At 58.7% G+C, this 14,058-nt stretch carries 14 protein-coding genes; 3 read left to right on the forward strand and 11 right to left on the reverse strand.

All coding sequences use genetic code 11. The annotated features are described in order from the left end of the window. Positions 1-33 precede the first annotated feature (33 nt). The 6 genes from purB to KGB24_RS10305 form a co-directional block, all read right to left on the reverse strand. Positions 34-1,404, reverse strand: coding sequence for an adenylosuccinate lyase (purB, locus tag KGB24_RS10280; protein WP_008032719.1), 1,371 nt, complete (start codon positions 1,402-1,404; stop codon positions 34-36). A gap of 127 nt (positions 1,405-1,531) precedes the next feature. Beyond that, entirely contained in the window at positions 1,532-2,155 is a 624-nt protein-coding gene (gene hflD, locus KGB24_RS10285) for a high frequency lysogenization protein HflD (protein WP_150631138.1), read from the reverse strand. After that, on the reverse strand, positions 2,152-3,297 hold the full coding sequence (gene mnmA / locus KGB24_RS10290; RefSeq protein WP_008041236.1) for a tRNA 2-thiouridine(34) synthase MnmA: 1,146 nt from the start codon (positions 3,295-3,297) through the stop codon (positions 2,152-2,154). Before mnmA ends, hflD begins: the two co-directional genes overlap by 4 nt. Positions 3,298-3,356: 59 nt before the next feature. Next, a complete protein-coding gene (locus KGB24_RS10295; RefSeq protein WP_008032714.1) occupies positions 3,357-3,803 on the reverse strand; it encodes an NUDIX hydrolase in 447 nt (148 codons plus the stop codon). Positions 3,804-3,993: 190 nt separating this feature from the next. Continuing rightward, entirely contained in the window at positions 3,994-6,219 is a 2,226-nt protein-coding gene (locus KGB24_RS10300; RefSeq protein ID WP_192227333.1) for an NADP-dependent isocitrate dehydrogenase, read from the reverse strand. Positions 6,220-6,487: 268 nt separating this feature from the next. Next, a complete protein-coding gene (locus KGB24_RS10305; protein ID WP_032829130.1) occupies positions 6,488-6,715 on the reverse strand; it encodes a hypothetical protein in 228 nt (75 codons plus the stop codon). Between KGB24_RS10305 and icd the strand changes: the two genes are divergently transcribed. Next, positions 6,714-7,970: an NADP-dependent isocitrate dehydrogenase gene (icd, locus tag KGB24_RS10310; RefSeq protein WP_008033986.1), complete on the forward strand. Its 1,257-nt coding sequence runs from the start codon at positions 6,714-6,716 to the stop codon at positions 7,968-7,970. The two genes, KGB24_RS10305 and icd, sit on opposite strands and share 2 nt — an antisense overlap. Before the next feature lie 61 nt (positions 7,971-8,031). Here icd and KGB24_RS10315 read toward each other — a convergent pair whose 3' ends face one another. Then, complete coding sequence (locus KGB24_RS10315; RefSeq protein ID WP_223415106.1) at positions 8,032-8,322, reverse strand: cold shock domain-containing protein; 291 nt, start codon at positions 8,320-8,322, stop codon at positions 8,032-8,034. A gap of 225 nt (positions 8,323-8,547) precedes the next feature. Here KGB24_RS10315 and clpS point away from each other — a divergent pair, with 225 nt between their 5' ends. Continuing rightward, positions 8,548-8,910, forward strand: a complete 363-nt coding sequence (gene clpS / locus KGB24_RS10320; protein WP_015094394.1) for an ATP-dependent Clp protease adapter ClpS — start codon at positions 8,548-8,550, stop codon at positions 8,908-8,910. Between the two features lie 30 nt (positions 8,911-8,940). After that, positions 8,941-11,211, forward strand: coding sequence for an ATP-dependent Clp protease ATP-binding subunit ClpA (gene clpA / locus KGB24_RS10325; protein WP_008033994.1), 2,271 nt, complete (start codon positions 8,941-8,943; stop codon positions 11,209-11,211). 376 nt (positions 11,212-11,587) lie between these two features. Here the strand turns inward: clpA and KGB24_RS10330 are convergent, their stop codons facing one another. The 4 genes from KGB24_RS10330 to aat all read right to left on the reverse strand — a co-directional run bounded on the left by KGB24_RS10330 (position 11,588) and on the right by aat (position 14,035). Beyond that, the gene (locus tag KGB24_RS10330; RefSeq protein WP_223415107.1) at positions 11,588-11,782 is read right to left on the reverse strand and encodes a hypothetical protein; all 195 of its coding nucleotides are present in this window, start codon (positions 11,780-11,782) and stop codon (positions 11,588-11,590) included. 489 nt (positions 11,783-12,271) lie between these two features. After that, a complete protein-coding gene (gene infA / locus KGB24_RS10335) occupies positions 12,272-12,490 on the reverse strand; it encodes a translation initiation factor IF-1 (protein WP_002553999.1) in 219 nt (72 codons plus the stop codon). Between the two features lie 100 nt (positions 12,491-12,590). After that, on the reverse strand, positions 12,591-13,298 hold the full coding sequence (locus KGB24_RS10340) for an arginyltransferase (protein WP_008029519.1): 708 nt from the start codon (positions 13,296-13,298) through the stop codon (positions 12,591-12,593). 56 nt (positions 13,299-13,354) lie between these two features. Next, positions 13,355-14,035, reverse strand: coding sequence for a leucyl/phenylalanyl-tRNA--protein transferase (aat, locus tag KGB24_RS10345; protein ID WP_192227335.1), 681 nt, complete (start codon positions 14,033-14,035; stop codon positions 13,355-13,357). Positions 14,036-14,058: the final 23 nt, after the last annotated feature.

Consider the following 14,058-nt stretch of genomic DNA (forward strand, 5'->3'; position numbering starts at 1 on the left):
CTGCCGGGCGTCTCAAACGGGTAAAGCGGTCGATCAGATGCGCTTGGCTTGCTCTACAGCGTTGCCGATGTAGTTCGCCGGGGTGAGCAGTTTCAGCTCGGCCTTGGCGGCGGCAGGCATGTCCAGCCCGTCGATGAAAGTTTGCAGCGCTTCAGGGCTGATGCCCTTGCCACGGGTCAACTCTTTCAGCTTCTCGTACGGGTTTTCGATGTTGTAGCGACGCATCACGGTCTGGATCGGCTCGGCCAGGACTTCCCAGCAAGCATCGAGGTCAGCAGCGATTTTCTGCGCGTTGAGCTCCAGTTTGCTGATGCCTTTGAGGCTGGCTTCGTATGCGATCACGCTGTGGGCGAAGCCGACACCGAGGTTGCGCAGTACGGTGGAGTCGGTCAGGTCGCGCTGCCAGCGGGAGATCGGCAGTTTGCTCGCCAGGTGCTGGAACAGTGCGTTGGCGATGCCCAGGTTGCCTTCGGAGTTTTCGAAGTCGATCGGGTTGACCTTGTGCGGCATGGTCGACGAACCGATTTCGCCAGCGATGGTGCGCTGTTTGAAATAACCCAGGGAGATGTAGCCCCAGATGTCGCGGTCGAAGTCGATCAGGATGGTGTTGAAACGCGCGATCGCGTCGAACAGCTCGGCGATGTAGTCGTGCGGTTCGATCTGCGTGGTGTACGGGTTGAAGCCCAGGCCCAGCTCGTCTTCGATGAAGGCGCGGGCGTTGGCTTCCCAGTCGATCTCAGGGTAGGCCGACAGGTGAGCGTTGTAGTTGCCGACAGCGCCGTTGATCTTGCCCAGCAGCGGAACGGCAGCGACTTGAGCGATCTGACGCTCCAGACGGTAAACCACGTTTGCCAGTTCTTTGCCCAGGGTGGTCGGCGAGGCCGGTTGACCGTGGGTGCGCGACAGCATCGGCACGTCAGCGAAACGGATGGCCAGTTCGCGGATGGCTTCGGCAGTCTGACGCATCAGCGGCAGCATGACGTCATCACGGCCTTCGCGCAGCATCAGGGCGTGGGACAGGTTGTTGATGTCCTCGCTGGTGCAGGCAAAGTGGATGAATTCGCTGACAGCCGCCAGCTCCGGCAGCTTGGCCGCTTGCTCTTTGAGCAGGTATTCGATGGCTTTGACGTCGTGGTTGGTGGTGCGCTCGATCTCTTTGACACGCTCGGCGTGCTCCAGAGAGAAGTTTTCCGCCAGGGTGTTCAGCACAGCGTTGGCTTCGGCGGAAAACGCCGGCACTTCGCTGATGGCAGGGTGAGCGGCGAGGCGCTGGAGCCAGCGCACTTCAACCAGCACGCGAGCACGGATCAGGCCGTATTCGCTGAAAATTGGGCGCAGGGCCTGGGTTTTGCCGGCGTAGCGGCCGTCAACAGGGGAAACCGCAGTGAGCGAAGAAAGCTGCATGGGGTGTTCTCGGACAGTCGGGCAACGAAATGGGGCGCGTATCATACATGAAAAAATCCGCCGGTCCGTTGCCAACTGACCAGCGTATTACGCGTTACTGACTACAAAACGGTGTTGCTGGCGCGGTTCAGCTGCTGCGCATCAGCGGGTAAAGCTCTTTCAGCAATTTGCGGCGGCTGACGACCAACTGCCAGCGATGACCGCCCAACTGCCGCCACAGGCGCGCGGAACGAATCCCGGCCAGCAACAGCGCGCGGATCTTCGAAGCGTTGCTCGGCTGCTGCAGGTTGCGCATGTCGCCGTGAACCTGAATCCGTTGGCGCAAGGTGCTCAGGGTGTCCTGGTACAGCGCGCCGCAAGCGGCGATCACATTTTCGTGCGCCGGGCCGAAGTGTTCGACCTGGGATTGAATCTGCGGCAGGCGTTTGCCGATCACGTCGAGCATGTCGCCGCGCTTGGCCAGTTGACGCTCCAGCCCGAGCATTGCCAGGGCGTAGCGCAGCGGTTCGCGCTGCAGGGTGCTCGGGTCGCGTTCAAGGGCGCCGATCAGCGCGCGATAACCTTCGCGCAGATTGATGTCGTCGCCGCCGTAGACTTCCAGCGTGTCCTTGGGGTCGCGAATCAGCAGGCTGCCAAGCATGCACGTCAGACCGGCTTCGCTGGTCTGGCCGGTCTTGGCGATCTTGTCGACAAGGACGGCGGCGAGAAACACGCCGCCCAGCGCCGTCAGTTGCTCCTGAGTGGGGCTCATTGCTGCTCGCCTTGAAGGGTGCCTTTGCTGGTCCACGGTTCTGCCACTTCAATCACGCCGCCGCCGAGGCAGATTTCGCCGTCGTAGAACACCACGGACTGACCGGGGGTGACCGCGCGTTGCGGCTCATCGAAGGTCGCGCGGTAGCCGGTGGCGGTTTTCTCCAGCGTGCACGACTGGTCGCTCTGGCGATAACGCACTTTGGCGGTCAGTTTGCGCGGCTCGCTCAGGTCGATCGGGTTGACCCAATAGATGTCCGAGGCGAGCAGGGCGCGGGAGAACAGGTAAGGGTGGTCATTGCCCTGGCCAACGATCAGCTCGTTGTGTTCCAGGTCCTTGATCAGCACGTACCACGGCTCGTCGCTGGCGTCTTTCAAGCCGCCGATGCCCAGGCCCTGACGCTGGCCGATGGTGTGGTACATCAAGCCGTGGTGGCGGCCGATGACTTCACCTTCGGTGGTTTTGATTTCGCCTGGCTGCGCCGGCAGGTACTGCTTGAGGAAGTCGCTGAAGCGGCGTTCGCCGATAAAGCAGATCCCGGTGGAATCCTTTTTCTTCGCGGTGGCGAGTTCGTATTTCTCCGCAATCGCCCGCACTTGCGGTTTTTCCAGCTCGCCGACCGGGAACAGGGTCTTGGCGATCTGTTCGCCGCCGACGGCGTGCAGGAAGTAGCTCTGGTCCTTGTTCGGGTCCAGGCCCTTGAGCAGTTCGGTACGGCCGTCGATGTCGCGGCGGCGCACGTAGTGGCCGGTGGCGATCAGGTCGGCGCCGAGCACCATGGCGTAGTCGAGGAACGCCTTGAACTTGATCTCGCGGTTGCACAGGATGTCCGGGTTCGGCGTGCGACCGGCCTTGTATTCGGCCAGGAAGTGCTCGAAGACGTTGTCCCAGTACTCGGCGGCGAAGTTGGCGGTGTGCAGCTTGATGCCAATTTTGTCGCACACGGCCTGGGCGTCCGCCAGGTCGTCCATGGCGGTGCAGTATTCCGTTCCATCGTCTTCTTCCCAGTTCTTCATGAACAGGCCTTCCACCTCATAACCCTGCTCGATCAGCAGGAGGGCGGAAACGGAAGAGTCCACGCCGCCGGACATGCCGACAATGACGCGCTTCTTTTGTGTGTCAGAAGGGGCTGGATCACGCATAGGGATTCAATGAGTGTCTTGAAAAAGGACGCGATTCTAGCAGGCCGCAGCCCACAAGGCTAAAGAGAAGGGCGGATCAGTTCGAGGCCGAAGTGTTTACCGTCCAGATAATCATCGATACAACGGATGATCAGCTCACTGCGCCAGTTTGCGCGTTGTGCCAGCAGTTCGTCACGCGTCAGCCATTTTGCGCCGACGATGCCGTCATCCAGTTGATAGTCGGGGTGGTGCTTGAGCGCTTTTGCGATGAAGCAGACTCGCTGATACGTCACGCCGTTGCTGGGCGCAGTGTATAGGTAAATGCCCACCACGCCGGTCGCCTCGACGTCCCAGCCGGTTTCTTCGAGGGTTTCGCGTACGGCGGCTTCGGTCAGGGTTTCGTTCGGGTCGAGGTGGCCGGCGGGCTGGTTGAGCACCGTCCGTCCGTGCTTGGTTTCTTCGACCATCAGGAAGCGACCATTGTCTTCGACGATGGTGGCGACGGTGATGTGGGGTTTCCAGTCCATAGACAGTCCTCAAATGTTGAAATGCGAAACCTGTAGGAGCCGGCTTGCCGGCGATCGCGGAGTGTCAGCCAATAAAAATGTTGAATGATAAACCGCTATCGCCGGCAAGCCAGCTCCTACAAGGTTGTGGTCAGCCTTTAGAAACAGAAACCCCGGCACATGGCCGGGGCTTCTTTGCATCCTTACAACCTTAAACCAGCGCAGCGATCGCGGCGTTGAAAGTGTTGCTTGGGCGCATGGCCTTGCTGATCAGCTCGGCATTGGCGTGGTAGTAACCGCCGATGTCCACTGGCTTGCCCTGAACGGCGTTGAGCTCGGCAACGATGGTCGCCTCGTTCTCGGTCAGGGTTTTTGCCAGCTCGCCGAACTGCGCTTGCAGTGCAGCGTCTTCAGTCTGGGCGGCCAGGGCCTGAGCCCAGTACAGCGCCAGGTAGAAGTGGCTGCCGCGGTTGTCGATGTTGCCGACTTTGCGCGATGGCGACTTGTTGTTGTCCAGGAACTGGCCGGTGGCCTGGTCCAGGGTCTTGGCCAGAACCAGCGCCTTAGGGTTGTTGTAAGTAACGCCCAGGTGCTCAAGGGAAGCGGCCAGAGCGAGGAACTCGCCCAGAGAATCCCAGCGCAGGAAGTTCTCTTCCAGCAGTTGCTGAACGTGCTTCGGTGCCGAACCGCCGGCGCCGGTTTCGAACAGACCGCCGCCGTTCATCAGCGGAACGATCGACAGCATCTTGGCGCTGGTGCCCAGTTCCATGATCGGGAACAGGTCGGTCAGGTAGTCGCGCAGTACGTTGCCGGTCACCGAGATGGTGTCCTTGCCTTCGCGGGTGCGGCCCAGGGTGAAGGCCATCGCGTCGACTGGCGACATGATGCGGATGTCCAGGCCGGAGGTGTCGTGATCCTTCAGGTAAGCCTGAACTTTCTCGATCACTACGCCGTCGTGAGCGCGCATTGGGTCCAGCCAGAAAATCGCTGGGGTGCTGCTTGCGCGAGCACGGTTGACGGCCAGTTTGACCCAGTCCTGGATCGGCGCGTCTTTGGTCTGGCACATGCGGAAGATGTCGCCGGCTTCAACCGACTGCTCCAGCAACAAGGCGCCTTTGCTGTCCGTCACGCGGACAACACCGTTGGTCTTGATCTGGAAAGTCTTGTCGTGCGAGCCGTACTCTTCGGCTTTTTTCGCCATCAGGCCAACGTTTGGCACGCTGCCCATGGTGGTCGGATCGAAAGCGCCGTGCAGCTTGCAGTCTTCGATAACGGCCTGGTAGATGGTGGCGTAGCAGCGATCCGGGATCACAGCCTTGGTGTCGTGCAGCTGACCGTCAGTGCCCCACATTTTGCCGGAGTCACGGATCATCGCCGGCATCGAGGCGTCGACGATCACGTCGCTCGGCACGTGCAGGTTGGTGATGCCTTTGTCGGAGTTGACCATGGCCAGCGAAGGACGAACGGCGTAGACCGCCTGGATGTCCGCTTCGATCTGCGCTTGTTGCTCGGCAGGCAAAGCCTTGATGCGAGCGTACAGGTCACCGATGCCGTTGTTCAGGTTGAAGCCGATCTGTGCCAGCACGTCAGCGTGCTTGGCCAGTGCGTCTTTGTAGAACTCGGCAACGATCTGGCCGAACATGATCGGGTCGGAGACCTTCATCATGGTGGCTTTCAGGTGAACCGACAGCAGCACGCCCTTGGCTTTGGCGTCTTCGATCTCGGCAGCGATGAAGCTGCGCAGAGCGTTTTTGCTCATGACCGCGCAATCGAGGATCTCACCGGCTTGCACGGTGGTCTTTTCTTTCAGGACGGTGGTGGTGCCGTCTTGAGCGATCAGTTCGATTTTGACGGCGTCAGCGGCGTCGATCAGGGCAGCTTTTTCGCTGCCGTAGAAATCGCCGGTGCTCATGTGCGCGACGTGGGACTTGGAGTCCGCAGCCCAGGCGCCCATTTTGTGCGGGTGCTTGCGAGCGTAGTTCTTGACCGACAGCGGGGCGCGACGATCGGAGTTGCCTTCGCGCAGAACCGGGTTCACGGCGCTGCCCTTGATCTTGTCGTAGCGCGATTTGGCTTCTTTGTCGGCGTCGCTGGTCACGGTTTCCGGGTAGTCCGGCAGTGCGAAGCCCTGGGCTTGCAGCTCTTTGATCGCGGCCTGCAGTTGCGGAACCGAAGCACTGATGTTCGGCAGCTTGATGATGTTGGCTTCTGGCGTAACGGCCAGGTCGCCCAGTTCGGCGAGGTGGTCGGCTACGGCTTTGTCACCCAATTGCTCGGGGAAGCTGGCCAGGATGCGCCCTGCAAGAGAGATATCGCGGGTTTCAACGGCGATATCAGCCGAAGCGGTGAACGCTTCTACGATAGGCAACAGTGAATAGGTGGCGAGGGCTGGGGCTTCGTCGGTGAAGGTATAGATGATCTTCGAGCGGGTGGGCATATTCGGATTAACTCTCTCTTCTTTGCTAAAGCGTGCGCAGAAACTCGAGGGGCGCCGGGTAAGCGCGTTCGTTCAAAGTCATCCATGAGCCGAATGTCGAGATTTGTGCGCGGTGATGTTGGGTGCATCAGTCGAGCGTCAAGCGGGTGGACTGCGGTAACAGTCCTGCTTTTTCGGGTCCAAAGTCTCGTGCTAGAGAGGTCGGCCGTCGTGACTCTGTGGTCAGCGGGCGGCATTATACATAGGTAGCTGGCAATCTGCCGATGGTTCATACGTAACGATTGTCGTCCATTGGTCTAAAGGTCGCAGGGGAGTGCAGGGCGTAGAGTCGTTGGCCGTGCTTGAGTTTGGCGCTTTTCCCTTTGCTTTCAGGCTTGTAGAACACGAACTGCGCAGCTTTGCAGTCGATGGGCAGAACATAGGGTTTGCGCGCCGATTTAACTGGGGTACGCTCGGACGAAGCCAGATGTTCAATCCAAACAATGGAGTTCAGCATGGGATACAAGAAGATTCAGGTTCCAGCAGTCGGCGACAAAATCACCGTCAACGCGGACCATTCTCTCAATGTTCCTAACAACCCGATCATCCCCTTCATCGAAGGCGATGGTATTGGCGTTGATATCAGCCCGGTCATGATCAAGGTTGTCGATGCTGCTGTTAAGAAGGCTTACGGCGGCGAGCGCAAAATTTCCTGGATGGAAGTCTACGCCGGGGAGAAAGCAACTCAGGTTTACGATCAGGACACCTGGCTGCCTCAGGAAACCCTGGACGCAGTCAAGGATTACGTGGTTTCCATCAAGGGCCCTCTGACCACGCCGGTCGGCGGCGGCATTCGTTCCCTGAACGTGGCCCTGCGTCAGCAACTCGACCTGTACGTTTGCCTGCGCCCGGTGCGCTGGTTCGAAGGCGTGCCTAGCCCGGTCAAGAAGCCAGGCGACGTCGACATGACCATCTTCCGTGAAAACTCGGAAGACATTTATGCCGGTATCGAGTGGAAGGCCGGTTCGCCGGAAGCGACCAAGGTCATCAAGTTCCTCAAAGAAGAAATGGGCGTCACCAAGATCCGTTTCGACGAAAACTGCGGTATCGGCGTCAAGCCGGTGTCCCTGCAAGGCACCAAGCGTCTGGCGCGCAAGGCTCTGCAGTACGTGGTCGACAACGATCGCGACTCGCTGACCATCGTGCACAAAGGCAACATCATGAAGTTCACCGAAGGTGCCTTCAAGGAATGGGCCTACGAAGTGGCGGCTGAAGAGTTCGGCGCGACCCTGCTCGATGGCGGTCCGTGGATGCAGTTCAAGAACCCGAAAACCGGCAAGAACGTCATCGTCAAGGACGCCATCGCCGACGCCATGCTCCAGCAGATCCTGCTGCGCCCGGCCGAATACGATGTGATCGCGACCCTGAACCTGAACGGCGACTACCTCTCCGACGCCCTGGCGGCGGAAGTGGGCGGTATCGGTATCGCGCCGGGTGCCAACCTGTCCGACACCATCGCCATGTTCGAAGCGACCCACGGTACTGCGCCGAAGTACGCCGGCAAGGACCAGGTCAACCCGGGCTCGCTGATTCTTTCCGCCGAGATGATGCTGCGTCACCTGGGCTGGACCGAAGCGGCCGACCTGATCATCAAGGGCACCAACGGCGCGATTTCCGCGAAGACCGTGACCTATGACTTCGAACGTCTGATGGACGGCGCGAAGCTGGTGTCGTCTTCCGGGTTTGGCGATGCACTGATTTCGCACATGTAAGCGAATCGGAACAAAAAAACCGCCTTCGGGCGGTTTTTTTATGACTGGATGATCGGTTGCGTCAGTTCGATACCTTTTCATGAAGGTCATGATGGGTGGAGGGCTGGGCGTGTTCATGCTCGACAGTCGCATTCGTGATCTTCGTGGCATGCAAGCCTTTGGGGCCCTGCACGATCTCGAATTTCACGAGTTGCCCGGCCTTGAGGGTTTTGTATCCGTCCATATCAATGGCGGAATAGTGGGCAAAGAAATCGATCTCTTTACCGTCCTCGTCACGACCTTCTCTGGCGTCGGTGTTAATGAAACCGAACCCTTTGGCATTGTTGAACCATTTCACCTTACCGACAGCCATGCTCATATCCCTCTGCAACAGACTCCATCACTGGAGTATCATCCAGTACATCCGCAGTCGAATCCTGTAAATAAGATTGACTCCGCGGACCTTTTTTACCCACTGTGGGCTCTATTGGTTGTAACACCGTTTTGCCGATAGTCAAGGTGACCCGGCAGTCGGTATTGAAATCGTTCATAACCGTCCCCACTACTGTATTCGCACAACTGACGAACCTTTCTTTCCATGCATGCAATCAGCCAGATTCGACTAACATTCAATCAGGATCGCCCTGATTTACACGACGACGATTCCGCAGGCATTGCTGTTCAGGAGGCCAAGCCTGCTTTACAGGCGCCGCCGATGTACAAGGTGGTTTTGTTTAATGATGACTACACACCGATGGATTTCGTCGTCGAAGTGCTCGAGGTGTTTTTTAACCTGAATCGCGAGCTGGCGACCAAGGTCATGCTGGCCGTCCACACAGAAGGACGGGCAGTATGTGGAGTGTTTACCCGCGACATTGCCGAGACCAAGGCCATGCAGGTCAACCAGTACGCCAGGGAAAGCCAGCATCCGCTACTCTGTGAAATCGAGAAGGACGGTTAATCGCCGACCACTTGGGTATGAGGTGAAGCTATGTTAAACCGCGAGCTCGAAGTCACCCTCAATCTTGCCTTCAAGGAGGCCCGTTCGAAGCGTCATGAATTCATGACCGTCGAACATCTTCTGCTGGCCTTATTGGACAATGAGGCTGCCGCCACCGTTTTGCGTGCCTGCGGCGCCAACCTCGACAAACTCAAGCATGATCTGCAGGAGTTCATCGACTCCACCACGCCGTTGATCCCTATTCATGATGAGGATCGCGAGACCCAACCTACCCTGGGCTTCCAGCGTGTTCTGCAGCGTGCTGTTTTCCACGTACAGAGCTCGGGCAAACGCGAAGTGACTGGCGCCAACGTGCTGGTTGCGATCTTCAGTGAGCAAGAAAGTCAGGCAGTGTTCCTGCTGAAACAGCAGAGCGTTGCACGCATTGATGTCGTCAACTACATCGCACACGGCATTTCCAAAGTGCCGGGGCATGGCGATCACTCTGAAGGTGAGCAAGATATGCAGGACGACGAGGGCGGTGAGTCTTCTTCTTCAGGCAATCCTCTGGATGCTTATGCCAGTAACCTCAACGAACTCGCGCGCCAGGGTCGAATCGATCCGTTGGTAGGTCGTGAGCTCGAAGTCGAGCGTGTCGCGCAGATCCTCGCGCGTCGACGCAAAAACAACCCGCTGCTGGTGGGCGAGGCGGGCGTGGGTAAAACCGCGATTGCCGAAGGCCTGGCCAAGCGTATTGTCGACAATCAGGTGCCAGACCTGCTGGCCAACAGCGTGGTGTATTCCCTCGACTTGGGCGCCTTGCTGGCCGGGACCAAATACCGCGGCGATTTCGAGAAACGCTTCAAGGCGTTGCTCAATGAGCTGAAAAAACGTCCGCAGGCGATCCTGTTCATCGACGAAATCCACACCATCATTGGTGCGGGTGCCGCGTCCGGTGGCGTCATGGATGCCTCGAACCTGCTCAAGCCGCTGCTGTCGTCCGGTGACATCCGTTGCATCGGTTCGACCACCTTCCAGGAATTCCGCGGCATCTTCGAGAAGGACCGTGCCCTGGCACGACGCTTCCAGAAAGTCGATGTGTCGGAACCGTCTGTGGAAGACACCATCGGCATCCTGCGTGGCCTGAAAGGGCGTTTCGAGCTCCATCACAATATCGAATACAGTGATGAAGCCCTGCGCGCCGCTGCTGAACTGGCCTCGCGTTACATCAATGACCGGCACATGCCGGACAAGGCCATCGACGTGATCGACGAGGCGGGCGCCTACCAGCGTCTGCAACCGATCGAGAAACGCGTGAAACGCATCGAAGTGCCTCAGGTCGAGGACATCGTCGCGAAAATCGCGCGGATTCCGCCAAAACACGTCACCAGTTCCGACAAAGAGCTGCTGCGTAACCTTGAGCGTGACCTGAAGCTGACGGTGTTTGGTCAGGATGCCGCAATCGACTCGCTGTCGACCGCGATCAAACTGTCCCGTGCGGGCCTCAAGTCGCCTGACAAGCCTGTCGGTTCGTTCCTGTTCGCAGGCCCGACCGGTGTCGGTAAAACCGAAGCGGCGCGTCAGTTGGCCAAGGCGTTGGGTATCGAGCTGGTTCGTTTTGACATGTCCGAGTACATGGAGCGCCACACCGTATCGCGTCTGATCGGTGCGCCTCCTGGCTACGTCGGGTTTGATCAGGGCGGTCTGCTGACCGAAGCCATCACCAAGCAGCCTCACTGCGTGCTGTTGCTCGATGAAATCGAGAAGGCGCACCCGGAAGTCTTCAACTTGCTGTTGCAGGTCATGGACCACGGTACGCTGACCGATAACAACGGGCGCAAGGCGGACTTCCGTAACGTGATTGTCATCATGACGACCAACGCCGGTGCCGAAACCGCGGCGCGTGCTTCGATCGGTTTCACTCATCAGGACCACTCGTCCGATGCGATGGAAGTGATCAAGAAGAGCTTCACGCCGGAGTTCCGCAACCGTCTGGACACCATTATCCAGTTTGGTCGCCTCAGTCATGAGGTCATCAAAAGCGTGGTGGACAAGTTCCTTACCGAGCTTCAGGCGCAGTTGGAAGACAAGCGCGTGCAGCTGGAAGTGACCGACGCGGCGCGAAGCTGGCTGGCGGCAGGTGGTTACGACTCGGCAATGGGCGCTCGGCCGATGGCGCGTTTGATTCAGGACAAGATCAAGCGTCCGCTGGCGGAAGAGATTCTCTTTGGCGAGCTGGCTGACCATGGTGGGGTGGTGCATATCGACCTGAAGGACGGCGAGCTGACCTTCGAGTTTGAAACCACGGCTGAAATGGCCTGACGGTTGTTGATCTGTTGTAAAGCGAAAGGCGCCTTCGGGCGCCTTTTTTGTTGGCTGCTTGGTTTGGGTGCATATCCGTTTCTTTGGTAACGGCGGCTATTGGTTTCGCCCTTACGGCGAGTCACTTGGAAGAGCCCCAAGTAACCAAGGGCTCTTGCCCCTTTCGTTCGGTGCCTCGCCTAGGCTCGGCATGCCCTCGCTCCGGTCCTGCTCCGTGGGCCCGCCGCGATCGGCCATCCTTGGCCGTGCGCGGCTAACCCGGCATCCATGCCGGGTTGCCCACTGCGCAGAACCTCCACTCGGCCTCTCGAGGGGGCGTGCACCTCAAGATCAAAAGCCAAGGCGAGCTAACGCTCGGCCTGATGAGTGGTGAAAATCAAAAGCGTACGTCGATCCCTGTAGGAGCCGGCTTGCCGGCGAAAATCGTTTGGGCAACGCGTTCATTCAGACAGCCCGCGTTATCGTTGACCTCCATCGCCAGCAAGCTGGCTCCTACAATTTTGAATCGTGTGAACCCAATCACCGTGTAGGAGCCGGCTTGCTGGCGATAGCGGTGGGTCAGTCGACGCATGTATTGACTGGGTGAACGCCATCGTCGGAACGCCGCCCGCAGCAAGCCGGCTCCTACAGGGGGCGGTGTACATATCCGGAATGAGTGAACGCAGCAGTGAAGGACAGCGCGGACAACTGCAGAGCCAGGTCGGCTTTCAGGCCGCCTCGGCGGCTGTGGCGGTAGTCGCCCCCTCGAGAGGCCGAGCGCAGGTTCTGCGCAGTGGGCAACCCGGCATGGATGCCGGGTTAGCCGCCCCCGGCCAGGGATGGCCGATGGCGGCGGGCCCACGGAGCAGGACCGGAGCGAGGGTATGGCGAGCCTTAGCGAGCCACCGAACGAAAGGGGCAAAAGCGCTTTGGTTACTTTCGCGCTTTTCGAAAGTGACTCGCTGTAAAAGCGAAACCAATACCAGCCATCACCAAAAAAATGGATATTCACACCAAGCCCAACCAAATCGCAGACAAACAAAAACGCCCGGCAAAAGCCGGGCGTTTTGTATTGACTTGATTAGCGAGCGCGGTAAGTGATGCGCCCTTTGCTCAAGTCATAGGGCGTCAGCTCGACGCGCACTTTGTCACCGGTAAGAATACGAATGTAGTTCTTGCGCATCTTGCCGGAGATATGCGCGGTTACGACGTGCCCATTTTCCAACTCCACGCGAAACATGGTGTTGGGCAGGGTGTCGACGACAGTGCCTTCCATTTCGAAGCTGTCTTCTTTCGACATGCAGTAAAGCCCTCGGTGTCCAATGAATGGCCCGGTGCAACTGCGCCAGGCAAAAGCGGCGTGCATTGTGCCCGAAAAATGGGGTTTAAGCCAAGGGGTTCTAGTTCAGGATGACCCAACGCTGATTAATCAACAGTTCGATCGGGCGATATTGGGTCTTGTAGCTCATTTTTTTGCAGTTCTTGATCCAGTATCCGAGGTAGACCGCTTCAAGCCCCAGGCGCTGGGCCTCGGCGATTTGCCAGAGAATCGCATAGCGCCCCAGGCTGCGGCGTTCTTCAGAGGGTTCGTAGAAGGTGTAGACCGCCGACAGACCGTTCGGCAGCAAGTCAGTGACCGCCACCGCCAACAGCTGGCCCTCCAGGCGAAATTCGTAGAAACGCGAAAATGGCAGGTCACGCACCAGGAAGGTCGAGAACTGGTCACGACTCGGCGGGTACATGTCGCCATCGGCATGGCGCTGTTCGATGTAGCGCTGATACAGGTCGAAGTACTCTTCGCTGAACTTCGGCTTGGTCGGGCGCACCTGCACGTCGGCATTGCGCTTGAAAATGCGTTTCTGCTGACGATTCGGCGAAAATTGCGCCACCGGAATGCGCGCAGGCACGCATGCATTGCAATTCTGGCAATGTGGCCGATAAAGATGATCGCCGCTGCGACGAAAACCCATTTCAGACAGGTCTGCATAGACATGCACATCCATGGGCTGGCTAGGGTCGAGGAACAGCGTTGTGGCCTGCTCCTCGGGCAGATAACTGCAAGAGTGGGGCTGAGTGGCATAAAACTTCAAACGCGCCAACTCGGTCATGATCAACCCTCGGTATAAGCTTTGAATTAAGTGTAAGCCACGCGCGCGAAAGTCGCTCAGCAAACCCAGGTGGCACGGCTGGGTTGGTCCAGATGCTGCGCAAGATAGCGGGCAAACTCGCGACGAGGAATGGCGCGGGCGCCCAGGCTGTGCAAATGATCGGTGGGCATTTGGCAGTCGATCAGCACGAAACCTGAATCTTTCAGATGTTTGACCAGGGTGGCAAAGCCGAATTTGGAGGCGTTGTCCGCACGGCTGAACATGGATTCGCCGAAAAACAACTGCCCCATCGCCAGGCCATAGAGCCCGCCGACCAGTTCCCCCTGATCCCAGACCTCCACCGAATGCGCGTAGCCCCGCTGGTGCAGCGCGAGGTAGGCGTTCTGCATCGCTTCGGTAATCCAGGTCCCGTCGGCATAGTCGCGCGGTGCAGCGCACGCGCGAATGACCGCGGCAAAATCCTGATCAAAGGTCACTTGATAGCGTTGCTGACGCAGCAGCTTGCTGAGGCTGCGCGAGACGTGCAGTTCGTCGGGAAACAGCACGGTACGCGGATCCGGCGACCACCAGAGGATCGGCTGGCCTTCCGAAAACCATGGAAAGCAGCCATGGCGATAGGCCTGAATCAGACGATCGGCGGACAGATCGCCACCCGCAGCCAGCAATCCGTTGGGATCGCGCATGGCTTTTTCCAGCGGCGGGAAGGTCAGGGTGTTGCGTTGTAACCAAGTCAGCATGGCATCCGGGCTTACAGAAGGGG

This window comes from Pseudomonas sp. BF-RE-25, from assembly GCF_019956105.1.
Classification (GTDB): domain Bacteria; phylum Pseudomonadota; class Gammaproteobacteria; order Pseudomonadales; family Pseudomonadaceae; genus Aquipseudomonas; species Aquipseudomonas migulae.